This window comes from Rhodococcus sp. Chr-9 (assembly GCF_000801125.1).
Classification (GTDB): domain Bacteria; phylum Actinomycetota; class Actinomycetes; order Mycobacteriales; family Mycobacteriaceae; genus Rhodococcus; species Rhodococcus pyridinivorans.
The window spans coordinates 324132-348207 of sequence record NZ_JTIZ01000089.1 but is presented as its reverse complement, the minus strand read 5'-3'; the positions used below and the strand labels follow the sequence as shown (position 1 = coordinate 348207).

19 protein-coding genes and 2 riboswitches are annotated in these 24076 nt (G+C 68.5%); of the genes, 6 read left to right on the top strand and 13 right to left on the bottom strand.

Annotated elements, in window-relative coordinates:
- Window positions 1-52 precede the first annotated feature (52 nt).
- Window positions 53-754: a haloacid dehalogenase type II gene (locus tag QR64_RS13620; protein ID WP_019291058.1), complete on the top strand. Its 702-nt coding sequence runs from the start codon at window positions 53-55 to the stop codon at window positions 752-754.
- Window positions 755-939: 185 nt separating this feature from the next.
- Here QR64_RS13620 and QR64_RS13615 read toward each other — a convergent pair whose 3' ends face one another.
- The 4 genes from QR64_RS13615 to QR64_RS13600 are packed head-to-tail and all read right to left on the bottom strand — an operon-like array spanning window position 940 to window position 6720.
- Entirely contained in the window at window positions 940-1857 is a 918-nt protein-coding gene (locus QR64_RS13615) for a cobalamin biosynthesis protein (RefSeq protein WP_039585539.1), read from the bottom strand.
- Complete coding sequence (locus tag QR64_RS13610; RefSeq protein WP_039585687.1) at window positions 1854-4229, bottom strand: cobyrinate a,c-diamide synthase; 2376 nt, start codon at window positions 4227-4229, stop codon at window positions 1854-1856. The genes QR64_RS13615 and QR64_RS13610 overlap by 4 nt, the downstream gene beginning before the upstream one ends.
- Window positions 4226-4840: a cob(I)yrinic acid a,c-diamide adenosyltransferase gene (gene cobO, locus QR64_RS13605; RefSeq protein WP_006552973.1), complete on the bottom strand. Its 615-nt coding sequence runs from the start codon at window positions 4838-4840 to the stop codon at window positions 4226-4228. The genes QR64_RS13610 and cobO overlap by 4 nt, the downstream gene beginning before the upstream one ends.
- Window positions 4840-6720, bottom strand: a complete 1881-nt coding sequence (locus tag QR64_RS13600) for a VWA domain-containing protein (protein ID WP_235367124.1) — start codon at window positions 6718-6720, stop codon at window positions 4840-4842. Before QR64_RS13600 ends, cobO begins: the two co-directional genes overlap by 1 nt.
- Window positions 6721-6754: 34 nt before the next feature.
- A riboswitch (cobalamin riboswitch) is annotated at window positions 6755-6951 on the bottom strand.
- Window positions 6952-6992: 41 nt separating this feature from the next.
- On the opposite strand from QR64_RS13600, the gene QR64_RS13595 reads away from it, so the two are divergent.
- Both QR64_RS13595 and QR64_RS13590 read left to right on the top strand, forming a co-directional pair.
- The gene (locus QR64_RS13595) at window positions 6993-8213 is read left to right on the top strand and encodes a bifunctional cobalt-precorrin-7 (C(5))-methyltransferase/cobalt-precorrin-6B (C(15))-methyltransferase (protein WP_039585534.1); all 1221 of its coding nucleotides are present in this window, start codon (window positions 6993-6995) and stop codon (window positions 8211-8213) included.
- Window positions 8210-8971, top strand: a complete 762-nt coding sequence (locus tag QR64_RS13590) for a cobalt-precorrin-4/precorrin-4 C(11)-methyltransferase (RefSeq protein ID WP_039585531.1) — start codon at window positions 8210-8212, stop codon at window positions 8969-8971. The genes QR64_RS13595 and QR64_RS13590 overlap by 4 nt, the downstream gene beginning before the upstream one ends.
- 102 nt (window positions 8972-9073) lie before the next feature.
- Here the strand turns inward: QR64_RS13590 and QR64_RS13585 are convergent, their stop codons facing one another.
- The 3 genes from QR64_RS13585 to QR64_RS13575 are packed head-to-tail and all read right to left on the bottom strand — an operon-like array spanning window position 9074 to window position 12263.
- Window positions 9074-10630 (bottom strand): precorrin-2 C(20)-methyltransferase, encoded by a 1557-nt coding sequence (locus QR64_RS13585; protein WP_039585528.1) that lies wholly within the window; start codon window positions 10628-10630, stop codon window positions 9074-9076.
- Window positions 10627-11277 carry a precorrin-8X methylmutase gene (locus QR64_RS13580; RefSeq protein ID WP_006552968.1) on the bottom strand — a complete coding sequence of 217 codons (651 nt, stop codon included), beginning with the start codon at window positions 11275-11277 and terminating at the stop codon, window positions 10627-10629. Before QR64_RS13580 ends, QR64_RS13585 begins: the two co-directional genes overlap by 4 nt.
- Window positions 11274-12263 carry a cobalamin biosynthesis protein CobG gene (locus tag QR64_RS13575; protein WP_198387755.1) on the bottom strand — a complete coding sequence of 330 codons (990 nt, stop codon included), beginning with the start codon at window positions 12261-12263 and terminating at the stop codon, window positions 11274-11276. The genes QR64_RS13580 and QR64_RS13575 overlap by 4 nt, the downstream gene beginning before the upstream one ends.
- Before the next feature lie 118 nt (window positions 12264-12381).
- A riboswitch (cobalamin riboswitch) is annotated at window positions 12382-12575 on the top strand.
- A 52-nt stretch (window positions 12576-12627) separates the two neighbouring features.
- Here QR64_RS13575 and cobN point away from each other — a divergent pair.
- A complete protein-coding gene (cobN, locus tag QR64_RS13570; RefSeq protein WP_039585684.1) occupies window positions 12628-16227 on the top strand; it encodes a cobaltochelatase subunit CobN in 3600 nt (1199 codons plus the stop codon).
- On the top strand, window positions 16224-16970 hold the full coding sequence (gene cobF / locus QR64_RS13565; RefSeq protein WP_033096207.1) for a precorrin-6A synthase (deacetylating): 747 nt from the start codon (window positions 16224-16226) through the stop codon (window positions 16968-16970). The genes cobN and cobF overlap by 4 nt, the downstream gene beginning before the upstream one ends.
- On the opposite strand, the gene QR64_RS13560 is transcribed toward cobF, so the two are convergent.
- Window positions 16953-17744, bottom strand: coding sequence for a class I SAM-dependent methyltransferase (locus QR64_RS13560; protein ID WP_039585524.1), 792 nt, complete (start codon window positions 17742-17744; stop codon window positions 16953-16955). The two genes, cobF and QR64_RS13560, sit on opposite strands and share 18 nt — an antisense overlap.
- Before the next feature lie 60 nt (window positions 17745-17804).
- A complete protein-coding gene (locus QR64_RS28565; RefSeq protein ID WP_006552963.1) occupies window positions 17805-17939 on the bottom strand; it encodes a hypothetical protein in 135 nt (44 codons plus the stop codon).
- A 126-nt stretch (window positions 17940-18065) separates the two neighbouring features.
- Here QR64_RS28565 and QR64_RS13555 point away from each other — a divergent pair, with 126 nt between their 5' ends.
- Entirely contained in the window at window positions 18066-18866 is an 801-nt protein-coding gene (locus QR64_RS13555; RefSeq protein WP_039585520.1) for an SDR family NAD(P)-dependent oxidoreductase, read from the top strand.
- A gap of 1 nt (window position 18867) precedes the next feature.
- Here the strand turns inward: QR64_RS13555 and QR64_RS13550 are convergent, their stop codons facing one another.
- The 4 genes from QR64_RS13550 to metE form a co-directional block, all read right to left on the bottom strand.
- A complete protein-coding gene (locus QR64_RS13550; RefSeq protein WP_006552961.1) occupies window positions 18868-19401 on the bottom strand; it encodes a hypothetical protein in 534 nt (177 codons plus the stop codon).
- A 399-nt stretch (window positions 19402-19800) separates the two neighbouring features.
- Window positions 19801-20478, bottom strand: coding sequence for a polysaccharide deacetylase family protein (locus tag QR64_RS13545; RefSeq protein WP_121208829.1), 678 nt, complete (start codon window positions 20476-20478; stop codon window positions 19801-19803).
- Window positions 20390-21685 (bottom strand): cobalamin-independent methionine synthase II family protein, encoded by a 1296-nt coding sequence (locus QR64_RS13540; protein ID WP_152640953.1) that lies wholly within the window; start codon window positions 21683-21685, stop codon window positions 20390-20392. Before QR64_RS13540 ends, QR64_RS13545 begins: the two co-directional genes overlap by 89 nt.
- Window positions 21686-21714: 29 nt before the next feature.
- Window positions 21715-23997 carry a 5-methyltetrahydropteroyltriglutamate--homocysteine S-methyltransferase gene (gene metE / locus QR64_RS13535; RefSeq protein WP_039585518.1) on the bottom strand — a complete coding sequence of 761 codons (2283 nt, stop codon included), beginning with the start codon at window positions 23995-23997 and terminating at the stop codon, window positions 21715-21717.
- Between the last annotated feature and the right edge of the window lie 79 nt (window positions 23998-24076).

Here is a 24076-nt window from a genome sequence, read left to right as displayed (position 1 = left end):
TCACATCGGCGTGCGGGTTCGGGAAAGCAGTTTCGGGCAGGCGCGATCGGGCATGCTCCAAGGCGTGAGCCGATACGACGCGTACATCTTCGACGTGCAGGGCACGCTGATGGACTTCTACACCCCGGTCACCCGGGCGGTGGCCCATGCGCTCGGACCCGATGCCGATCCGGCGACCGTGGGCGACCTGGTGCGGGCCTGGAGGAGCGACTACTACGAACGCATCCTCCGTCTCGACCAGTCGGTGGAGAAGTGGTATCGCGTGCAGGACTCCTACGTCGACGGACTCGGCGACGTGTGCGAGCAGTTCGGGATCGACCTTCCCAAGGACGTGCGCGTCGAGACGGCGCGGGCCTGGCAACGCCTCGAGGCATGGCCGGACGTGCGGCCCGGGCTGAACGAACTCCGTTCGCAGGCAGTGGTGGCGACACTGTCCAATACGGACATGGCCACGATGATCGCGCTCTTCCGCGACCAGCAGCTCGAGGCCGATGCCATCCTCACGGCCGAACTGTTCGGCGCCTTCAAACCCGAACGTTTCCTGTACGAGCGCACCTGCCGGTATCTGGGCGTCGATCCCTTCCGGGCCGCGATGGTCGCGTCGCATCCCTACGATCTGCGGGCCGCCCGCGAAGTCGGACTGAACACCGTCTTCGTGTACCGGCCGCTCGAGAACGGCCGCGTCGAGGACTCGGTCGACGACACCGAGGGGGAGTTCGACCATCGCATCGAGGACCTGCGGGACATTCCGTGACAGGTTGTCGGCCGTGGACGCCGACGTGTTGTCGGAGTTGACGCGACCGACTCGGCGTGGCGCAGTGCGCCATGTTCGTCGCGTCCAGCAACCGGAGTTACGTTTCGGGCAGAACGAACACGGATTCACCCCGGAATTTCACCCTCGGCCGGAATTCCCGTCGCGGCTGGGAAATATCGGGGAGGCTATCGATGGACGAGGGCGACCGCGATGGCGGTCGCCACGGCTCCGAGTCCGACCTTGGAGGCGAGTCGCGCGGTACGGCCGATATCTTCCGGGGCCGGCGCGGGTCCGTCGCCGAGCGTGCCGCGATCCTCGACCACACCGTGGTAGACGTTCGAGCCGCCGAGCCGGATCCCGAGAGCACCGGCGAACGCCGCTTCGACCGGACCGGCATTCGGACTCGGATGCTGACGGGCGTCCCGGCGCCACGCCTGGACCGCGCCCCGGCCGTCGTCACCGAGTGCGACAGCCAGCAGGGCGGTGAGGCGAGCGGGGACGAGATTGAGCAGGTCGTCGAACCGGGCCGAGGCCCAGCCGAACCGTTCGAGCCGCGGTGTGCGGTGACCGACGCGCGCGTCCAGGGTGTTCGCGGCGCGGTACCCGAGCAGGCCGGCCGGACCGAGGACCGCACCCCACCACAGCGGGGCGACGACGGCGTCGGAGGTGTTCTCGGCGACCGACTCGATCGTGGCGCGCGCGATCCCGTTCTCGTCGAGCCGAGACGGGTCGCGGCCCACCAGGTGGGTCACCTGTTGCCGCGCCGCGGCGAGATCGCCGTCGCGGAGTTGGGCGTCGATCGTCCGGGCCTCGAATCCGAGGGAGCGGCCGCCGAGCACGGTCCAGGTGGTCAGCGCCGTGACCGCCACCGCCGGCACCGGACGACCGCGGGTCGCGTGGTCGGCGACGTATCCCAGCGCTCCGGCAGAGCCGACCAGCAGCGAGGTGAACACCACCCCGGCAACGCGGTGGTCGGCATACAGCCGGCCCTCGGCGGCGCGCGCCAACTTCCCGAAGCCGCTCACGGGATGCCACCGCTGCGGGTCGCCGACGAGTTGGTCGGCGGCGTAGCCGAGCGCCAGTCCGAGTGCCCTGTGCTTCACAGGATCGTTCTCCACGCCTCGACGAGCGTTGCCGTGGTCGCCGCGTCGCGCACCGCGATCCGTACCCAGTCGTCACCGAGGCCGGGGAAGGTGTCGCCGCGACGCAGCGCGAAGCCCTTCTCCCGCAATCTCTCCCGCGTTCCCTCTGGCGTTTCCGCCAGCACGAACGGGGCTGTCGCGGGGGAGACCACGTGGATTCCGAGTCCGGTGAGGGCGTCGATGAGAACCTTCCTGTCGCCGGCGATCTCCTGTGCGATCACCTCGGTCTCGCGTACTGCGTCACCGGATGCGCACGCGATCATCGCGGCCCCTGCGGGAGTGGACACCGACCAGGGTGGTTGCTGCGCGGCGAAATCCGCGAGCACTGCGGCGTCGCCGACCACGTATCCGGCGCGCAGACCCGGGATCGCCCACGTCTTGGTGAGCGACCGCAGCACCACGAGTCCCGGAACGAGCTGTCCCGTCAACGATTCGGTTTCGCCGGGAACGGCGTCCATGAACGCCTCGTCGACCACGACCACCCGTCCCGGTCGGGTCAGTGCCAGGAGCGTGTCGGCCGGGTGCAGGACCGAGGTGGGGTTCGTCGGATTGCCGACGATGACCAGGTCGGCATCCTCCGGGACCGCACCCGGATCGAGGACGAACCCGTCATCGCAGCGCAACACGACCCGCGTGACACGATGTCCGGCGGCCAACAGTGCGGCCTCCGGTTCGGTGAACTGCGGGTGCACCACCACCGGCTTCCGCCACGCCCGTGCCCGAGCGATCAATGTGAACGCCTCGGCACCTCCGGCGGTCGGGAGGACCTCGTCGACGCTGCGGCCGTGACGATCGGCGAGAGCGGCGCGTGCATCGCTCGGGTCGGGATACCGGGCGAGATCGTCCAGCGATGCACGCAGGGCGTCGTCGAGCCATGCCGGTCGCGGTCGGCGCGAGACGTTGACGGCGAGGTCGACCAGCCCCTCGGTCGCGTCGCGGTCGCCGTGATGGTGCAGGTCGGGTTCGGGTGTTCGACGACGCGCAGGTGCCGAGGTGGGTTCGGGGGCGGGTTCCGCCGACCGTGCGGCGTCTGCGAACCGTCGTGCGAGATCGGGATGTCCGGCCCAGTGCGTGTGCAGGTACGACGCATGCACCGTTGCGGTGGCGATGCCGTCCGGCCGGCCGTCGAGCAGCCACGCGGCAGACGAGCCGGAACCGATCACGGTGCGGTGGAATTCGTGGCCGGTGACGCGGGTGCCGGCGGAGGCGAGCAGGGTGTCCTGCGGCGCGATCGCGGTGCGGTAGCCGAGGGTCAGGCGCGGGGTCATCCGTGCCGCAGTGTCGAGGGCTCCCACCATCTCGTGCCCGTCGACCTCACGCCCCAGATAGAGCAGACCGGCGCACTCGGCGACGGTCGGAACTCCCGCCGCGATCGCGGCACGCAGGTGCGTGCGCAAGGGGAGGTTCGCGGCGAGGTCGGCGGCATGTACCTCGGGGAACCCGCCGCCGAGGTAGATGCCCGCGGTGCCGGTGGGCAGTCGTTCGTCGCGCAGGGCATCGAAGGTCACCGGTCGGCATCCGTGTGCGCGCAGCAGTTCCTCGGTCTCGGTGTAGCGGAAGGTGAAGGCGCGGCCTCCGGCGACGGCGATCACCGGTCCGTCCTCGGTGGGCGTGCCCGGTGACCACGGCGTCGCCGACAGAGCGGGTGCTGCCGAGGCGATACCGAGGATCTCGGTGAGGTCGATGCGCTCGGCGATCCGCGCGGCGAGACGATCCACCTGCGCGGTCGCCTCGTCGCGCTCCTCGGCGGGCACCAGGCCGAGATGGCGCGAGGGGACGGTGACGCCGTCGTCGCGACCGAGCACACCGAGCACCGGGATACCGGTCGGTTCGAGTGCGCGGATCACCTCGTCCGAATGTCGCTGCGATCCGGCCTTGTTCAGGATCACGCCGGCGATCCGCGTGCCGCGGTCGTAGGACGCCATGCCGTGCACGATCGCCGCGATCGACCGGGAGGCGTGCGAGACGTCGACGACGAGGATCACCGGTGCGGACAGCAGGGCCGCGGTGTGGGCGGTGGACGCGTACCCCTCGGTGCCGATCATCCCGTCGTACAACCCCATGACCCCTTCGATCACGGCGATGTCCGCACCGGCGGCGCCGTGCAGGAAGAGAGGAGCGACGAGGTCCTCGCCGACGAGGTGCGGGTCGAGGTTGCGGCCCGGTCGGCCGGTGGCGAGCGAGTGGTAGCCGGGATCGATGTAGTCGGGACCGATCTTGTGCCCCGACACGATGTGGCCGGCGCGACGCAGTGCCGCCATGAGACCCGTGGCGACGGTGGTCTTCCCATGCCCGGATGCCGGTGCGGCGACGACGACGCGTGGAACCCTCACCACTCGATCCCTCGTTGGCCCTTCTGTCCCGCATCCATCGGATGCTTGACCTTCGTCATCTCCGTCACCAGGTCGGCGACCTCGACGAGTTTCGGGTGCGCACGCCGCCCCGTGATCATGACGTGCTGGTGTCCCGGCCGTGAGGTCAGCGTATCGACGACCTCGTCGATGTCGACCCAGCCCCAGGCGATCGGATAAGTGAACTCGTCCAGCACGTAGAGGCCGTGCTGCTCCGCGGCGAGACGTCGCTGGATCTCACGCCACCCGGCGAGCGCATCGGCGGCATGATCCTCCTCGGTGCCTTCCTTGCGCGACCACGACCAGCCGGAACCCATCTTGTGCCACTCGATCGGCCCCCCGGTGCCGCGCTCGGCGTGCAGATCGGCGAGGGTTTCGAAGGCGGTCTGCTCGCCGAGTCGCCACTTGGCGGACTTGACGAACTGGAAGACGGCGACCGACCAGCCCTGGTTCCAGCCACGCAGTGCGAGGCCGAATGCGGCTGTGGACTTTCCTTTTCCGTCGCCGGTGTTGACCATCAGCAGCGGCCGGTTGCGGCGCTGCCGGGTGGTGAGACCGTCGGCGGGGACGACGGTGGGTTGTCCCTTCGGCATCAGGCGGCCCTCTCTCGGACGATTCCGGTCAAAGCGTCGGCATCGACCTCACCGACGGGCACATACTCGGCGCCGAGGCGTTCGGCGAGACGGGCCGCGAGACCCATCCGGAACCGGCCCGTCTCGGAATCGACCACCACGGAGGAGATTCCCTGTGCAGCGATGACGTCCGCGGCGTCGAGCGAGCGCTGCACAGCGTCCGGTCCGGCGGTGGCGCGACCGTCGGTAACCACGACGAGCAGGGCGCGTCGACGCGGATCCCGCAGGGAATGACGCCGAAGGGTGGTGGCCGCTTCGATCAACCCCTCCGCCAGCGGGGTCCGCCCACCGGCGGGAAGTTCTCGCAGCCGTGCGGCAGCCACGTCCACCGAATTCGTCGGCGGGAGTGCGACGGTCGCACCGGTGCCGCGGAAAGTCACGAGTCCGACGGTGTCGCGACGGCGGTAGGCGTCGAGCAGCAGCGACAGGACAGCGGTCTTGACCTGCACCATCCGGTTGCGTGCTGCCATCGACCCGGATGCGTCGACGCAGAGCAGGACGAGATTGGTCTCGCGGCCTTCGATGATCTTGCGGCGCACCTGCAGACCCCGATCGGTGAAGGCGGACGCGCGGATCGTGGCGGGCAGATGAACCGGGCCGGTGTCGCCGCGGCGACTACCCACGGTACGGCCGATCGTGGTGACCGCCCGCGACCGGCGACCGGCCGCCCCGCGCCCGACCCGATCGACGGAGAACACCCTGGCGCGAAAAGGATCCGTCGCCGACGCCAGGCTGGTGGACGACCGATCACCCGAACCGGAGGACGTCTCCGCCGCCGAGTCGTCGGGTGCGCTCTCGCCACCACCGGGATCGTTGTCGGGGCCAGGATCCGGATCGTCTCCACCGAGAAGTTCGTCGAGCAGATCGTCGCTGCTGGTGGGGGCGTCGAAGGGGTTGCGGCGCCGACGGTGTGGCAGGGCGAGTCGGGCCGCTGCCGCGATGTCCTCGCGTGTCACCTCGAGCCGGTCGTGCCAGGCCGCGTGTGCGATCGCCGTGCGGGCGGTGACCAGGTCGGCGCGCATGCCGTCCACGTCGAACGCCGCGCACACCTCGGCGATCGAGACCAACGCGTCGTCGCTCAGTGCGACCTGCGGGACGAGTTCGCGGGCGGAGGCGACTCGCCGCGACCACTCTGCGTCCCGATCCGCCCATCGCGCGGTGAACCCGGCCGGGTCGGCGTCGAAGGCCATCCGCCGCCGCACGATCTCGGCGCGCATGTGCGGGTCGCGGGGCGCGGTCACGTCCACGGCGAGTCCGAAGCGGTCGAGCAACTGCGGGCGAAGCTCACCCTCCTCGGGATTCATCGTTCCGACCAGTACGAATCGGGAGGCGTGCTCGACGGAGACCCCGTCGCGTTCGACGGTCGAGCGGCCCATCGCCGCGGCGTCGAGCAGCAGGTCGACCAGGTGGTCGTGCAGGAGGTTGACCTCGTCGACGTACAGCACGCCGCGGTGGGCCAGTGCCAGAAGACCGGGTTCGTATTCGGCCGTGCGGTCGGCCAGTGCCTTGCCGAGATGCAACGCTCCGGTGACGCGATCCTCCGCCGCGCCGACGGGTAGTTCCACCAGCCGGACCGGCCGGACATGCGAGGCCGCACCGGGCGGATGGGGGCCGTCCGGGCAGGACGGATCGGGGGCGTCCGGATCGCACGAGAACCGGCACCCGTCCACGACGGTGACCGGGGGCAACAGTGCGGCGTGGGCACGCACCGTCGTCGATTTCGCGGTGCCCTTCTCGCCACGCACCAGCACACCGCCGATCGTCGGCGACACCGCACACAGGGTCAGGGCCAGCGCGAGGTCGTCGGAACCGACCACCGCACCGAACGGATACACGTGCACTTCGACCTCCACAGGCTCCCGCTGGGATGTTCTTCGCGGCAAGCTGTTCGAAGGCCGGTATTCGGACTTCCCGGTCGGACGCCGTGCGATCGCCTTCCCGGACCGGACGGTCCAGTGGCTGCGCGGATGCGCGTGATCGACGACTCCCGGGTCACCGCAGCGGGCCTGTGCCGGATTCTCACCGGCTTCCCGATTATCCCCGTGAGGGGCACCTTCGATCGCCTTGCCACGGCCGAGTCTAGGCCATGGCGCGTGGGCTATGGTTCACCGCCATGGGACCGATACGACAGACGACAGGCATCACCGTTGTCGGAATCGGGGCGGACGGATGGTCCGGTGTGCCGTCCACCGTCCGGGAGCGGATTCTCGCGGCCGAGGTCCTGCTCGGCGGCCGGCGCCACCTCGACCTGGTTCCCGCCGGCACAGCGGTGCGCGAGGAGTGGCCGTCGCCGCTCCCGTCCGGGCTCGACGACCTCCTCGACCGGCACGCCGGCAAGGACGTCGTCGCGCTCGCATCCGGTGATCCGCTGGTCTCCGGGATCGGCACCACGCTGATCCGACGCCTCGGAGGCGACGCCGTGGAGGTGATCCCGGCGATCTCGTCGGTGGCACTTGCCCGTGCACGCATGGGCTGGTCCGCGGAGGAGTGCGAGACGATCACCGTCGTGGGTCGCGAGATCGATGCTCTGCGCAGAGTTCTGACGCGCGGACGCAAACTCGTCGTCCTCGTCGACGGTGCACGTGTCGCGGATGTTGCGATGCTCCTGGAGGCCGCCGGTTTCGGGAGCTCACGGGTCGCGGTGTTGTCGCATCTCGGTGCTGCGGACGAGTCCCGGATCGATGCGAAGGCGGCCCATCTGACCGATACGGGCGTCCGGTCTCTGAGTCTGATGTGCGTCGAGGTCGACGGACCCGCCGGGTTGTCGGTGCTGCCCGGTCTCGACGACTCCCTGTTCGAGCACGACGGGCAGCTCAGCAAGCGGACCGTACGCCTCGCGGCGGTGTGCGCACTCGCACCGCGACCGGGCGAGTTGCTGTGGGACGTCGGTGCGGGAGCCGGGTCCGTCGGAATCGAATGGGCGCGAACCGATCCGCGCTGTCGTACTCTCGCGATCGAGAAGGACGAGCGGCGCGCCGGCGCGATCGAACGCAATGCCGCCGCGTTGGGTGTGCCGTCGATCGTGCGCATCGTCCGAGGTGCTGCACCTGCCGCGCTCGTCGGACTCCCGACGCCCGATGCGATCTTCGTGGGCGGGGGAGGAAGTCGCGAGGGTGTGCTCGACACGTGTTGGGACGCATTGCCTCCCGGCGGTCGGCTCGTCGCGCACGCGGTGACGCTGGAGACCGAGGCGGTCCTGGTGCAGTGGTGGAAGACGCACGGCGGTGAACTCACCCGTCTGTCCGTCGAACACGCAGATCCCATAGGAACATTCACCGGCTGGCGTGCGCAGCGACCGGTCGTGCAATGGAGCGCAGTGAAAGGCGAACGATGACCGTCCATTTCGTAGGATCCGGACCCGGAGCGGCCGACCTGCTCACGCTGCGAGCGGTGAATTTGCTGCGCGAGGTCCCGGTCGTGCTGTACGCCGGTACCTATCTCGATGCCGACACGCTCTCGCACTGTCGTGACGACGCCGAACTGGTCGACACGCAACACCTGGACCTCGACGAGATCACCGCGCATCTCGTCGACGCGCACCGGCGCGGGCTCGACGCCGTGCGGCTGTGCTCCGGCGACCCGTCGCTGTACTCGGCGCTCACCGAGCAGACGCGACGGCTCGACGCCGCGGGCGTGCCGTGGGACGTCACACCCGGTGTGACCGCCTACGCCGCGGCCGCGGCGGCACTCGGTACCGAGCTGACGGTCCCCGAACTCGTGCAGACGGTCGTGCTGACCCGCACGCAGGCCCGATCGACGGCGATGCCCGACAGCGAGGCTCTGGCGCGGGTCGCAGGAATCCGGGCGAGTCTCGTCCTGCACCTGGCGATCACCCGCATCCGCGTCCTTGCCGAAGAACTCACTGCCGAATACGGCGCCGATTGCCCCGTCGCGGTGGTCGCGTTCGCGTCGCGACCGAACCAGGTCGTGCTGCGCGGCACCCTCGCCGACATCGCCGACGGTGTCGAGGCGGCGGGACTGAAGCACACCGCGGTGATCGTCGTCGGACACGCTCTCGGCGTGCGTGAACGGCCGGATGTGGCCTGTTCACACCTCTACGACCCTTCCCGCGAGCGCGCCGGTCTCGGATAGCTCCATCCTCGCGCGCCGAACCGGGGTTCGCCCCGGTTGCAACAGTGGCGAACCCCGGTTCACCGCGCGAACCTGTTGACAACCCGCGGGTGAACACCGCAGTCAAACGGTTGTCGAGGATCCCGAATGGCGACCGCCGACCGACCGTTTCGTCCACACCGCACCCGAAGGCATCACGAAGGTGCCCGCAGCGCCGACGATGAGCAGGCACTTCATGTCGATGCTCGCCGGATCGAGCTTCTCGAGTGTCGTGACCTCGAGCGACTCGCCGGACCGTCCCACATCGCGCCCGATCACGACGACGGTGTCGGCCGGACGATGCTTCAGCAGTACCGTTTTCGCGTCTGCGACCTGCGTCGTCCGAGACCGCGAGGCCGGGTTGTAGATGCCCAGGACGAGATCGGCCTCGGACACCGCTGCCAGCCGCTTCTCGATCACGTCCCACGGCTTGAGTCGATCCGACAGGCTCATCACCGCGAAGTCGCCGCCGATCGGGGCGCCGGCACGCGCCGCGACGGCCTGCACCGCGGAGACCCCCGGCAGGACGCGGATCGGCACCGACGCGTATGTCTCGTCCTGCGCGGCCTCGAACACCGCCGACGCCATGCCGAACACCCCGGCATCACCGCCGGAGACAACGGCGACCTTCTCACCCGCCAGGGCGAGGTCGAGAGCGAATCGCGCGCGGTCCACCTCGACGGTGTTGCCGCTGGAATGACGGTGCAGGCCGGGACGTACCGGGACGCGATCGACATACGGTCCGTATCCGACGACGTGATCGACCTGTGCGAGTGCGTCGGCGGCCTCGGGGGTCAGCCACTTCTCGTCCGCCGGGCCCAACCCGACGACGAGCAGTTCGTTCGCGTCCGGATGTGTCGCCTCGACCGCGACGGACGGCCGCGATCGGTCGGCGACCGACCGATTCGTCGGAGAGCGATCACCGGCGGTGAGGATCACCGAGAAGTACGGCACCGCGTCGGCGTCGACCTCGGCGACCGGAAGGATGCGTTGCCGATCCATCGACGCGCGTTCGACATAGACGGCACCGTCGAGGCGCCCGGACTGGGCGAGAGCCTCCCGGACGGAGGGAAACGTCCTGCCCAGCTTCATGATCGCCGCACCGTCGGTGTCGGCGAGTCGCCGTGCGAGCTCCGGGGCGGGCAGTGTGCCGGGCAGGATGGTGAGGACGTCGGTGCGCCGCACCATCGGTTCGGCGGCTGCAGCAGAGGCGGCGGACACCGAGGTCACCCCTGGCACCACCTCCGTCGGATATCGCGGAGCGAGGCGGTCGTGCAGGTACATGTACGAGCCGTAGAACAGAGGGTCGCCCTCGCAGAGCACGACGACAGTGCGTCCCGCGTCGAGGTGGACGGCCAACCGGGCGGCGGACTCGTCGTAGAAATCGGCGATCGCACCGTCGTAGCCGCCCGGGTGATCGATGGTGCCCGTCGTCACCGGGTACACCAGCAGTTCCTCGATCACGCCGTCAGGGATCAGATCGGCGGCGATCGATCGGGCGATGGAGCGGCCGTGCGTACCGGAGTAGTAGGCGAGGACGTCCGCTTCGGCGATCAGCCGCGCAGCCTTGCGTGTGATGAGTTCGGGATCGCCGGGGCCGAGACCCACGCCGTAGAACCTGCCTGACACCATCTCGCTCATTCCTTCTCCTGCGCAAGTGCATTGATCGCGGACGACGCCATCGCCGACCCGCCGCGGCGTCCCCGGACCACCAGATGGGGGATCTGCAGCCGATGGTCGAGCAGCGCCTCCTTCGACTCCGCGGCGCCGATGAAGCCGACGGGAACACCGACGATCGCCGCCGGTCGCGGGGCGCCGTCGTCGAGCATCTCGAGCAGGTGGAACAGGGCGGTCGGGGCATTGCCGATCGCAACGACAGCCCCCTCGAGGCGGTCGGCCCACAGTGACACCGCCGCCGCGGAGCGGGTCGTGCCCCAACGTTCGGCGAGTTCGGGGACACGCGGGTCGGCGAGCAGACACATCACGTCGTTGTCGGCAGGCAGGCGCGTACGGGTGACCCCGGAGGCCACCATGTTCGCATCCGTGAGGATCGGAGCACCTGAGTTCAGTGCAGTGCGCGCGGCCGGAACAAGATCGGGATGGATGACGAGGTCCCGTGCCAGATCGGTCTGTCCGCTTGCATGGATCATCCGGACCGCGACCTTCTCCGCACTCGCAGGAATCGCGGACAGATCCGACTCGCTGCGGATCGTCGCGAACGACCGGACGTAGATCGCGGCGCCGTCGGTGACGTAGTCGTACCGACGCGGGGGAGGTCGAAGGGTCACGGGGTGCTCCTGGCAAGAACGACGCGGTGAGGCGAGTGTGGTGCGCCGCAGACGCGCTCGCATCCGGCGACGTGAATTCGGGGATCGGTGGTATTTCCGGCGACGATCCGGCGAGCCAGCGCTCGGGTGTCACCTTCGGCGAGGCTACACCCGGGCGCTCCCGTGCACGCTGTCACCCGCTGCCACGCCGAATCCGGGGCCGTCTCGAAGCCGGTCTCGCGAAGCGCGACGAGATCCGACGCGGACGGGAGTATCAGGCCGCGCCAGGGCGTGACGACCACACCTCGATCGGGCAGCGCAGCAACCATGGCGGGGGTGAGGATTCCCAGGGGGACCAGCACCGACACCGCATCGCCGAGCACGCCGTACGGCATCGTGAAGGCCGGTGGCCGCGGAGCGGGATCGGTGCCACCGAGTTCCGCTCCCGCACGCGGGAGTTGACGCACGTGCCACACCGACTCGCGAATCTCGACGAACCGGCGGGCCTGGCGCAGGAGCATCTCGGGAACCTGGGTGAGCCGCACCGTCGGCCCGTCGAGTCCACCCACGACGATCCGTGCCGTCCCGCCGCCGAGCGCGACCGCGGTGAGATCGCACCGCAGCGTCACCACGTCGCCGCGGCCGTCGTCGAGGCCGAACAGGAACCGGCCGGGCAGATCGGCGAGGACCGGATCGGCGCACAGTCCGGCGTCGAGATCGCGGACGAGAGGTCGGACGTCGGTGAGTCCACCCACGAGTCCCGACAGCGGCGACGCGACGATGTTCCGCACCCGTTCGTGGCTCGCCGAGGGCAGCAGCCCGGCCGCCGTGACGGCGTCGGCCAGTCCCGCGGGGACGGCACCGCACTCGTCGAGGTCGATACCTCTGAGCTGCAGGTTCCCTCGCGACGTCAGGTGGACGTCGCCGTCGGCGTAGGCGATCGACGTGTCCGACAGTGCTCGGAGCGCCCCGTCGGGCACCTGCCCTCCGGGCACGCGCAGCCGCACCAGTGCGCCGTCCGCCGCGACATGTGGGCGAAGGATTCCGGGGCACCGATCGGGAGGGAAAGGGGGTGGCAGAGCATCCACAGACGCACATGGTTGCACACCTTTCCGGCCGGGTGCGCTACTCTCGGCTTGCCGTGGTGCTCGGGAAGCCGGTGGGAAACCGGCGCGGCCCTCGCCACTGTGAGCGGATAGTTGCTCGCCCTCGTCCGTACCGGTCCGCCGGTGTGGAGGCCACTGGATCTCATCCGGGAAGGTCGGCGCAGCAGCGGTGACCCGTCAGCCAGGAGACCGGCCACGGCACGTGAGGTCCACGAGGGTTTTGGAGACTGAACATGGCTGTACGCCTGTGTTTTCGGGTTGCGTCGTGACGCGCCTGACTTTGTTGTCGACGTCCGACACCGACCTGCTGTCGGCTCGGTCGAGCGGTGCCGACTGGGTGCTCGGCAACCCGTCGCGCCTCGACGTGCCCACCGAACTTCCCGCGCTGCTCGACGGTTCCGGCCTGGTCGTCGTGCGGATACTGGGTTCCGCACGCAGCTGGCGGGACGGACTCGACACCGTGCTGGCCACCGGGGTGCCGGTCGTCGTCCTGGGCGGTGAACAAACACCCGACGCCGAACTCATGGAGTATTCGACGGTTCCGATCGGCGTTTCGGCCGAGGCACATCGCTATCTCGCGCACGGCGGACCTACCAATCTCGACCAGTTGCACGCCTTCCTGACCGACACCGTGCTGCTCGGCGGTGAAGGCTTCGAACCGCCTGCCGAACTGCCCGAATGGGGCGTGCTCGACCGGCCTGCGAGGCCGGCGGGCGAAGAGTTGCCCCGCGTGGGCGTGTTGTTCTACCGCGCCCACCACACCAGCGGAAACGTGCAGTTCGCGCACGATCTCGCCGACGCGATCGACGCGACCGGCAGGGCCCGCGGCGTCGTGATCCACTGCGCCTCGTTGCGGGGAGCGTCCGAGGATCTGCTCGCCGAACTCGGCACCCTGGATGCGCTCGTCGTGACGGTGCTGGCGGCCGGTGGCACCAGACCCGCCACCGTGAGCGCGGGAGGCGAGGACGAGGCGTGGGACGTCGGAGCGCTCGCCGCGCTCGACATCCCGATTCTGCAGGCCCTGTGCCTGACGTGGAGTCGCGAGGACTGGGCGGAATCGGACGACGGTGTGTCACCGCTCGATTCGGCCACGCAGATCGCCGTTCCCGAATTCGACGGACGCATCATCACGGTGCCGTTCTCCTTCAAGGAACTCGACGCCGACGGCCTGCCCCGCTACATCACCGACCCGGAACGGTGTCGCCGCGTCGCCGGTATCGCAGTGGCACACGCACGATTACGACACGTACCTCCGGCACAGCGCCGGATCGCGATCATGTTGTCCGCCTACCCGACCAAACACTCCCGGGTCGGCAACGCCGTCGGCCTCGACACGCCGGTCTCGGCGATCCGGATGCTGCGCGCGCTGCGCGATGCCGGATACGACCTCGGCGACGGCTTCCCCGGCATGGACGTCGAGGACGATACCGAGGCCGGAAATACCCTGATCCACGCCCTGATCGATGCCGGCGGACAGGACGAGGAGTGGCTCACCGCCGAACAGCTGGCCGGAAATCCGGTGCGGGTGAGCACCTCCGACTACCTTCGGTGGACCGGTGATCTACCGGCAGAGCTCACCGATGCGATCGTAGCGGCATGGGGACCGGCACCGGGATCGCTGTTCGTCGACGGCGACGCCATCGTGCTGGCGACCCTGCAGGCCGGCAACGTGGTGCTGATGATCCAGCCGCCCCGTGGATTCGGCGAGAATCCGGTGGCGATCTACCACGATCCCGACATGGCGCCCTCACATCACTATCTCGCCGCCTACAAATGGGTCGAGCACGGTTTCGGTGCCGACGCCGTGGTTCACCTGGGCAAACACGGGTCGATGGAGTGGCTGCCGGGCAAGAACGCGGGTCTGTCCGCCGCTTGTGCGACCGACGCCGCGATCGGGAACCTGCCGCTGATCTACCCGTTCCTGGTCAACGATCCGGGCGAAGGGGCACAGGCCAAACGCCGAGCCCACGCGACGATCGTCGACCACCTCATCCCACCCATGGCGCGCGCCGAATCCTACGGCGACATTGCTCGTTTGGAGCAGCTGCTCGACGAGTACTCCAACATCGCCGCGATGGACCCGGCGAAACTGCCCGCGATCCGCGCGCAGATCTGGACGTTGATCCAGGCGGCGAAACTCGATCACGATCTCGGGCTCGACGACCGCCCGCACGACGCCGAGTTCGACGACTTCCTGCTGCACGTCGATGGATGGTTGTGCGAGGTCAAGGACGCGCAGATCCGCGACGGCCTGCACGTTCTCGGTGCCGCGCCGACCGGCGAGGCGCGAGTGAATCTCGTGCTGTCGATACTGCGAGCCGCGCAGGTGTGGGGCGGCAGGAGCAACGCCGTCCCGGGTCTGCGCACCGCACTCGGGCTGAAGTCGGATGCTCCGTCGAAGGAGGTCGATGCCGTCGAGAGCGTCGCGCGGTCGCTCGTGCAGGCCATGGAGGACGACGGCTGGAACGCCGGATCATCTGCACGCATCGTCGAAACCGTGCTGGGCCAGCCTGATTCCGAGGTCGCGAGGGTGCTCACCTTCGCTGCCGACGAAGTGGTTCCCCGCCTCGCGGGCACGACGGCCGAACTCGACGCGGTGCTGCACGCACTCGATGGTGGATACGTCCCGGCCGGTCCGTCCGGCTCACCCCTGCGCGGCCTGGTCAACGTTCTGCCGACCGGGCGCAACTTCTACACCGTCGACCCGAAGGCAGTCCCGAGCCGGCTTGCCTACGACACGGGTGTCGCGTTGGCGGACAATCTGATCGAGCGGTATCTCGCCGATACGGGGGAGTACCCGCAGTCGGTCGGCCTGTCGGTGTGGGGGACCTCGGCGATGCGCACCGCCGGCGACGACATCGCCGAAGTGCTCGCACTCATCGGTGTGCGGCCGGAATGGGACGCCGAGTCGCGTCGGGTGCGCGAACTGACCGTGATCCCGCTCGAGGAACTCGGCCGGCCCCGCATCGACGTCACGGTCCGCATCTCCGGTTTCTTCCGTGATGCGTTCCCGCACGTCATCGGGATGCTCGACGACGCGATCCGCATGGTCGCCGCCCTCGACGAACCCGACGAGCAGAACTACGTGCGAGCCCACGCTCGGCGGGACGAAGCCGAACACGGCGACGCCGACCGTGCGGTGCGGCGCATCTTCGGATCGAAGCCCGGCTCGTACGGTGCCGGCATCCTGCAGCTCATCGACTCCGGGAACTGGCGGACCGACGCCGATCTCGCCGAGGTCTACACCGCGTGGGGTGGCTTCGCCTACGGGCGTGGGTTGCACGGTGTTCCGGCCGCCGACGACATGCGTGCGAACTACCGGCGGATCGCGGTGGCGGCGAAGAACACCGACACTCGCGAACACGACATCGCCGACTCCGACGACTACTTCCAGTATCACGGCGGCATGGTCGCAACGGTGCGAGCGCTGACGGGCACCGACCCGAAGGCGTACATCGGCGACTCCACCACCCCCGATGCGGTGCGCACCCGATCACTGGCGGAGGAGACTGCACGGGTGTTCCGCGCCCGGGTCGTCAACCCGCGGTGGATCGGTGCGATGCGGCGGCACGGCTACAAGGGCGCCTTCGAACTCGCCGCCACCGTCGACTACCTGTTCGGCTACGACGCCACCGCAGGTGTCGTCGAGGACTGGATGTACGAGTCGCTTGCCCAGAACTACGCGCTCGACCCCGCGAACCAGCAGTTCCTCCGCGAAGCGAATCCGTGGGCGTTGCGCGGCATCGTCGAACGACTCACAGAGGCGGCCGATCGTGGGTTGTGGTCCGAGCCCGATCCGGAGACGATGAACAGGCTGCAGCAGGCCTATCTCGACGTCGAGGGCGATCTCGAGGACCGGGGGTGAGAGTTCGGCTCATCGGGATCGGCCCCGGCGGACCGGACGATCTCACGGTCGCGGCGGTGCACGCCCTCGAGAGCGTCGACGTCTTCCTCGTACCCGACAAGAAGCGGGGCGTGGACGATCTCGTGGCGGTCCGCGAGGAGGTCCTGCGCCGCCACACCTCCGGTGCGCATCGGGTGATCGTGGTGCCCGACCCGCCCCGGGACCGTAACCCGGCGCACTACGGCGACGAGGTACGCGACTGGCACGCCGCCCGCGCCGAGGCCTACGAGACCGTTCTGCTCGACCGGATCGGAGACGACGAGACCGTCGGCTTCCTGGTCTGGGGCGATCCGAGCCTGTACGACAGCACGATCCGTGTCGTCGAACGCATCCTCGAACGCGGGAGGGTGCGGTTCGACTACGACATCGTCCCCGGGGTCAGCAGCGTGCAACTGCTCGCGGCCCGACATCGTCTCGTGCTCAACACCATCGGCGGACCGATCACCGTCACGACCGGTCGCAGGCTGGTGCAGGACGTCGCAGCGGGTGCGTCGAACATCGTGGTGATGCTCGACGGCGGCCTCGCCTGCGCGGACCTCGACGGGGCCTGGAACATCTGGTGGGGTGCGAATCTGGGGACCGACGACGAAGAACTCGTCGCCGGCCCGCTCGCCGAGGTGCTCCCGGCGATCCGGGAGGCTCGTGCCCGGGCCAAGGGGGTCCGAGGCTGGGTGATGGACACCTATCTACTCCGACGAGGATGAGTTCGGGTCGCCCGGAACCGTTCCCCGCGCGTACCAGGCGCGGGCGTCGAGCGAGAACGGTCCCGACGGAAGAGCATCACGACAGGCGTCACGTACTGCAGCGCGGTGCCTTTCGGGCATCGACACCAGGTGCCGCCCGGCCGGTCCTACGCCGAACGTGAAGGGCTCCCAGAAGTCGGAGAAATCGGCGTAGTCCACGCGTGCGGACAGGGCGCCACCGATCACGTCGTCCAGACCGGCACGGCGGAACCGCTCGGCGATGTCGCCCTCGGTGGTACCGGCCAACCTCGTCTCACCCGGAGACCCGGGCTCGACCGTTCCCACCGCGGCCCAGAAGATGCGGAGCATCGTCATCCCGCCGGCCGTGGTGTCCCACATGCATGCGGCGACGGTGCCGCCCGGGCGGGTCACCCGCACCATCTCGCGCACGCCCACTTCGGGATCGTTCATGAATCCGAGGACCAGCGACGCCAGGGTGACGTCGAACGTTCCGTCCGGCCACGGCAGATTCTCGGCCACCCCGACGCGAACGTCGATCTCCGGTGCTATCTGCCGGCACGCCGCTGCGAACTGGGGAGCCGGGTCGATCGCCGCGACGTTCGCTGCGCCGACCCGGCCGACCAGTTCACGGGTCAGCCCACCCGGCCCGCAGCCCACGTCGCAGACCCGATGCCCGGCCCTCACCTCGCTCGCGTCCGCCAAGGCGGGCGCGAGCGTCGCTGCGTAACGGCCCATGAAACGGTTGTACTGTTCGGCCGGTCCGGCGAACTGCATATGCCCAACATATCGGCCCGATCGGTGGCCTCGTGGCGGTTCACATCGTCCTGATCGAGATCACTTCTCGTCGTCGTCCGAGCGCTCGACCACCTCGGGAGCGTTCTCCCGCGTTGCCATGCCGCCGTTGCGACCGTGATCGACCGGCCCCGGTGGGTCCTTGCGCACCTCGTCGTCCTTCTTCGACGTCGTCACTTCTACCTCCGTACGCTGGGCCGACTCGTGTCCGGACGGATACCCGCAGACGTGCACGCGCACACTTCGGGGTGGCGTCGGTGCTCCGGACCGGATTGACTGGACCCAACGACACAAGGAGGCAGCATGCAGATCCGTGACAGGGTTTTCGTCGTCACCGGTGGAGGCAACGGGATCGGACGCGATGTCGTCCTCGAACTCCTCGTGCGTGGCGCGCGGGTCGCGGCGATCGACCTCCGCACCGAGGCTCTCGACGGCACCCGTGCTCTGGCGGACGCCTATGTCGACCGTCTCACCACCCACACGGTCGACGTCTCCGACCGCGCCGCCGTCGAAGCCCTGGTGACCGAGGTGACCGCAGCACACGGGCGGGTCGACGGCGTCGCCAACGTCGCCGGCATCATCCAGAAGTTCGTCCCGTTCGCGGACCTGCCGTACGACGAGATGAACAAGGTCCTCGACGTCAACTACTGGGGTGTCGTGCACATGTGCAAGGCGTTCCTGCCCGCACTGCTCACCCGGCCCGAAGCGAGCCTGCTCAATGTCTCGAGCATGGGAGCCTTCGTGCCCGTGCCGGGCCAGTCCGTCTACGGCGCGAGCAAGGCGGCGGTCAAACTGCTCACCGAAGGTCTGTACGCCGAACTGCGCATGACGAAGGTCGCGGTGACGCTGGTGTTCCCAGGCGCCGTCCGCACCGGCATCGCCGAGAACTCCGGTGCCGCCATCCCGGGACGCAGCACTGACGCCTCCGTCAAGATCACCTCGTCCGCCGAGGCAGCCCGCAGGATCGTCGACGCGATCGAGAAGGGCACCTTCCGGGTGTGCATCGGCAAGGACGCGACGATGCTCGACCTGCTCGCCAGGCTCATGCCGCGTCGCAGCATCGAGTTCCTGGCGAAGAAGATGGGCTCGCTCGTCGAGCGCTGACCTACCGGCGACCGGTCCGCAGCGGATGCGGCCGGGGCGGGACGTCCGTCGGCGACCGGCTCAGCACGATCGGCAACCACTGCGAGGTCATCACGATCATCACCAGCCATTCGGCGACCAACGCCACGGTCGGGTGATGCGGAGCGTTCGTGATCATTCCCGCCTGCGACCAGTACGCCAACAGCCCGAAGAACGACGACAGCCCCGAGCCGAGCATCGCGAGCGACGCCAGCTTCCATCGTCGCAGCCACAACGCCAGCGTCGAGATCACCACCCCGAACACGAGGGCCAGGGCCGCGAAGATCCGCAGCGGCACCGCCACGGGTGCGGTGTCGCCGAACCAACTACCGAAGACCGTCCACGACCACGCCGACGACGTCTGCGGAAGCACCATGCACACCGTCAGGACGACGACGCAGATCGCCAGGACCCGTCCGCGGCGACCGGCGTCGAACTCCCCGGCGACCTTCTTCTCGATCCGGGCGAAGTCGTTCCGATAGGCCGACAGGTCCGCGCTCGTACCGTCCGCGCTCATGCCTCGACCTCTCCGTTCCGACACATGGGTGGCCATTATGCGCCGCACACCGATGTGACCTCGCTCATGTCGTCCACCTGCGATTATGCTCCGACACATGCGTCCGGAGCGGTGCCGGTGTGGCGCCATGGTGCACCGGGTATCGCCCCTTACGAACCCGATCGAGGGCGGGCGAGAATGCCGGACCAGGACCAGTACCGCATGCAGCACCCGGGAGAGCAGCACCCCGTTCCGCCGCTCGAGGAGCAACCGGAGATCGCCTACCCCGGCCAGCCCGCCGAACTCGCTCCGGCCTATGTCTTCCTCGCCTCCCAGGAGTCGAGCTACATCACCGGGGNCGCGAAATGGTCATCGGAGCGCGTAACAGCGCGCATCGATGACCATTTCGCGCCCCGGAGTTCACGAGGTCTGCATGTCGAGCAATTCCGACACCGTCACGAACCGGTAGCCCTCGGCGCGCAGGCCGTCGACGATCCCGGGAATCGCCTCCAGCGACGCTGTCCGGGAGGGGTACATGACGTGCAGCAGGATGATCGAGCCGGGACGGGTCTCGTCGAGTGCGGTCTGCACGATCGTCTCGGTGTCGGACGCATCGGAATCCGGTTCGACGTCCCACATCACGGTGGTCCGGTCGTGCTGGTCGAGATAGCGGGGGAGCGCGACGAGCTTCTTGCCGTAGGGCGGGCGAAAGGTGATCTCCCCGTCGAACCCGGTCTCGCGGATCGCGGCGTCGGTGCGCTCGATCTCCTCGGCCACCGTGCCGCTGCCGACGAGCATCATCCTGCGGTGCGTCGCGGTGTGATTACCGAGTTCGTGCCCGGCCTCGACGATGGCCCGGCCCAGCTCCGGTCGTTGTTCGAGTTCCGAGCCGGTGACGTAGAAGGTGGCGGGGACGTCGGCGTCCTCGAGGGTCTGCAGGACCTGCGGGGTGAGGACGCTCGGGCCGTCGTCGAGGGTCAGCGAGACCACCTTCTCGGGTGTCTCCACCCTATGGACGAGTGCCCCGAACAGCTGGAAGGTGCGGGAGTTCGAAAGCTGGAAGATCGCGACGGCGACGACGACCAGCACCACGAGCACGGCGGATACGACGACGAGGGTTCTTCGGCGGGATGCCATTCGGACATGGTGCCTCATCCGGTGTCGATGGGTGGAGGACGCCCGGTTGCGCGGTTCCGGGACCGACACCGGGTCTTGCGAGATTCGCGAAACGTTCGATGCGGTCGGCCACGAGTTCGGGATGTCCGACGACGTTCGTCGCGTGGCTGATGACGCCGGGCACGATCTGCTTCCCGTCGGGAAGCTTCACGTCCTCCCACACCCGCCACTCGTGTTCGTGACGGACGTTGGCGGCCTCGAACGAGTACGACCCGGCGTCGATGTCGAGCATGGTTTCGACGAGGTACTCGAACTCGAGATCGGTGGTGTGCGGGCCGTGCCAACTGCCCCAGCACAGATGGAAGCGGATCCGGTCCTGGGGCAGACCCCGCAGGGCGTAGTTCAGCGCTTCCACCCGGATGCGGGTGAAAGCCAGGTAGTCCTCGACGGTCGGCTCGGGGTCGATCTGGTCCCAGTTCTCGGCGACGGACGGGTCGTCGATCTGCAGGATCAGACCGGCGTCGATGATCGCTTTGTACTCCTCGCGCATGGCATCCGCGCATGCCCAGATGAATTCTTCCTCGGTTGCGTAGTGCTCGTTGCCGATCCGCGAGGCGCTACCCGGTGACAAGGAAGTCATGAAACCGTTCTCGACCCTTGCGGCCGCCAGCGCGGACTTCAGATTCGCGATGTCCGACGCGATGGCGTCGTGGCCGATATAGGTGACCGGTCCGGTCGCAGTAGGGAAGAGGGGTGCCTCCTTCCCGATCGACACCCCGCTGTCGGGATCGCCGTAGGCCTCAGCGAACAGCGTCCAGTCGCGCCGGTCGGGGAAGGTGGTCAGACGCACGTTGCCGGGTGTCGACCGGATCGGTGTACTGCCGAACGGTCCTCCGTCGGTCAACTGGAGACCGGACAGGCGCTGGAACGAGTACGACCACCAGGCACCGTAATCGACGGTCGAGGACATGGCCTTGCCGTACTCGCCGTCGCCGGGAGTGCAGATGCCGAGGTCGACCTGGCGCCGAACCAGCGCGGTCACCTCGTTGCCGAGCAACTGTGCGAACTCCTCGGAGGTATCGAGGCGAAAGCCGTCTGCCGCTTCTCGTCGTGCTCGGTTGGCTTCGACGAGAGCAGTGGTGCGCGGGAGACTTCCCGCATGGGTGGTGCGAATGCGAGGGGTGGACATTGTCGACGACCTTCTTCGTAGTGCGGTAGTTATCGGTTCAGTTCGGCGCGCACGGTGGCGGCAGCGGCGACGAGATTCGCCAGTGAGGCCGTGACCTCCGTCGTGCCGCGGGTCTTGAGCCCGCAGTCCGGGTTGACCCACAGTCGCTCGGCTGGCACCGCCTGCAGAGCCTTGCGCAACAGTGCTGTGATCTCGTCCTCGCTCGGGACCCGCGGCGAATGGATGTCGTACACGCCGGGGCCCACGCCGAGGTCGAATCCCGCGGCGTCGAGATCGTCGAGGACCTCCATGCGCGAGCGGGCCGCTTCGATGGACGTGACGTCGGCGTCGAGTTCGACGATCGCCTCGATCACCTCTCCGAACTCCGAATAGCACAGGTGGGTGTGGATCTGCGTGGAGTCGGCGACACCGGATGTCGCCAACCGGAACGCACCGACCGCCCACTTCAGGTAGTCGGGTTGTTCCGACGCGCGCAGCGGCAGGAGTTCACGAAGCGCAGGCTCGTCGACCTGGATGATGCGCACCCCGGCGGCCTGCAGGTCCACCGTCTCGTCGCGGATCGCGAGCGCGATCTGGTCGGCGGTCTCGGCGAGCGGTTGATCGTCGCGGACGAACGACCACGCCAGGATCGTGACAGGGCCCGTGAGCATGCCTTTGACCGGCTTGTCCGTGAGAGACTGGGCGTGGACGATCCACTCGACGGTCATCGGTGCACGGCGTGCGACGTCACCGTAGAGGATCGGCGGCCGCACACACCGCGTGCCGTAGGACTGCACCCAACCGTTGGTGGTGGCGAAGAACCCGTCGAGCTGCTCGGCGAAGTACTGCACCATGTCGTTGCGTTCGGGTTCGCCGTGCACCACAACGTCGAGCCCCAGCTCCTCCTGCAGCGCAACCACTTCGGCGATCTCGTCGCGCATCCGCCGCACATACTCGCCGTGGTCGATCTCGCCTGCGCGCAGCGCTGCGCGGGCCACCCGGATGCGGGTCGTCTGCGGGTACGAGCCGATCGTGGTCGTCGGCAACAGCGGCAGATCGAGATGGCGACGCTGGATCTCGCGCCGACGGTCGGCGGGTGTGCGGGTGCGATCGGTGCAGATCGAGGCGAGGACACCGCGCACCCGATCGTTGCGTAGGCGCGGATCCGAGGCCCGCATCTGTGCGGCGGTACGGGCAGCGGCGAGTTCGTCGGTGACGGCGTCGCATCCCGTACGCAGAGCGGTCGCGAGAGTGACGATCTCCGAGACCTTCTCGCTGCCGAAGGCCAACCACGTGCGCAGCGATGCGTCGAGATCCGGTTCGGCATCGATCGTGTACGGCACGTGCAACAGTGAGCACGACGACGACACCGCAACGGCGGCGGCGGAACCGAGCAGGGTGGCCAGCGTCGACAAGGCCTGTTCGAGGTCGGTGCGCCAGACGTTGCGGCCGTCGACGACGCCGGCGACGATGAGCTTGTCGGCGAGCTCGGGCAGGCCTGCGATTCCGGTGGTGCTACCGGCTACCAGGTCGACGGCGAGACCTTCGACTCCGGTGCGTGCGAGCCGCTCGAGCGCCGGCCCGAGGCTGCCGAAGTACGACGCGACGAGAATCGACGGCCGCTTCGGTGCCTGCACCAGGGCGTTGTACACCCGTCCGATCGCATCGAGGGCAGGTGAGTCGAGGTCGCGGACCAACGCCGGTTCGTCGAGCTGTACCCAGTCGACCCCGGTGTCGGCGAGCTGCGCCAACAGGTCCAGATAGAGGGGAACGAGCTCGTCGACGCGGCCGAGCAGCGGTCCTTGCCCGTCGACGGGCTTCGACAGCAGCAGGAAGGTCAGTGGACCCAGGACGATGGGGCGAGCGGGCACACTGAGCTCGCGTGCCTGTGCGATCTCACCCAGAATCTTTGTGGCATCGAGTTCGAAGACGGTGTCGGGTCCGATCTCGGGGACGAGGTAGTGGTAGTTGGTGTCGAACCACTTGGTCATCTCGAGTGGGGCGATATCGTCGGTGCCGCGTGCTGCGGCGAAATAGCGGTCGAGGTCGTCGGCGATATCCGCGACCCGGGCAGGCAACGCCCCGAGCATGACTGCTGTGTCGAGGACGTGGTCGTAGAACGAGAACGTTCCGACCGGGATCGAGTCCAGCCCGGCTGTGTGTTGACGTGACCACGTGTCGGCGCGCAGTTGTGCGGCAACCGATTCCAGGCCACTGCGGTCGAGGCGCCCGGCCCAGTAGGCTTCGGTGGCCTTCTTCAGTTCGCGGTTCGGTCCGATGCGTGCGGAGCCGAGCACGGTGGCGGTGAATGAGGATGCTGTCGGAGCAGACATCAGGTTTTCTCCGGTGTTCGTCGCTGGGTGGTCTACCGCCCGATGAACGCGCATCCCGATACGAGCCCCGTGTTCTCGA

Excerpts from the sequence above, each read along its gene's own strand:
- metE (WP_039585518.1), bottom strand. The coding sequence starts at position 23,997 with ATGTCTGCTCCGACAGCATCCTCATTCACCGCCACCGTGCTCGGCTCC.
- QR64_RS13620 (WP_019291058.1), top strand. The coding sequence starts at position 53 with ATGCTCCAAGGCGTGAGCCGATACGACGCGTACATCTTCGACGTGCAG.
- QR64_RS13550 (WP_006552961.1), bottom strand. The coding sequence starts at position 19,401 with ATGAGCGCGGACGGTACGAGCGCGGACCTGTCGGCCTATCGGAACGAC.
- QR64_RS13585 (WP_039585528.1), bottom strand. The coding sequence starts at position 10,630 with ATGAGCGAGATGGTGTCAGGCAGGTTCTACGGCGTGGGTCTCGGCCCC.
- QR64_RS13560 (WP_039585524.1), bottom strand. The coding sequence starts at position 17,744 with ATGCAGTTCGCCGGACCGGCCGAACAGTACAACCGTTTCATGGGCCGT.
- QR64_RS13555 (WP_039585520.1), top strand. The coding sequence starts at position 18,066 with ATGCAGATCCGTGACAGGGTTTTCGTCGTCACCGGTGGAGGCAACGGG.
- QR64_RS13540 (WP_152640953.1), bottom strand. The coding sequence starts at position 21,685 with ATGTCCACCCCTCGCATTCGCACCACCCATGCGGGAAGTCTCCCGCGC.
- QR64_RS13590 (WP_039585531.1), top strand. The coding sequence starts at position 8,210 with ATGACCGTCCATTTCGTAGGATCCGGACCCGGAGCGGCCGACCTGCTC.
- cobO (WP_006552973.1), bottom strand. The coding sequence starts at position 4,840 with ATGCCGAAGGGACAACCCACCGTCGTCCCCGCCGACGGTCTCACCACC.
- QR64_RS13595 (WP_039585534.1), top strand. The coding sequence starts at position 6,993 with ATGGGACCGATACGACAGACGACAGGCATCACCGTTGTCGGAATCGGG.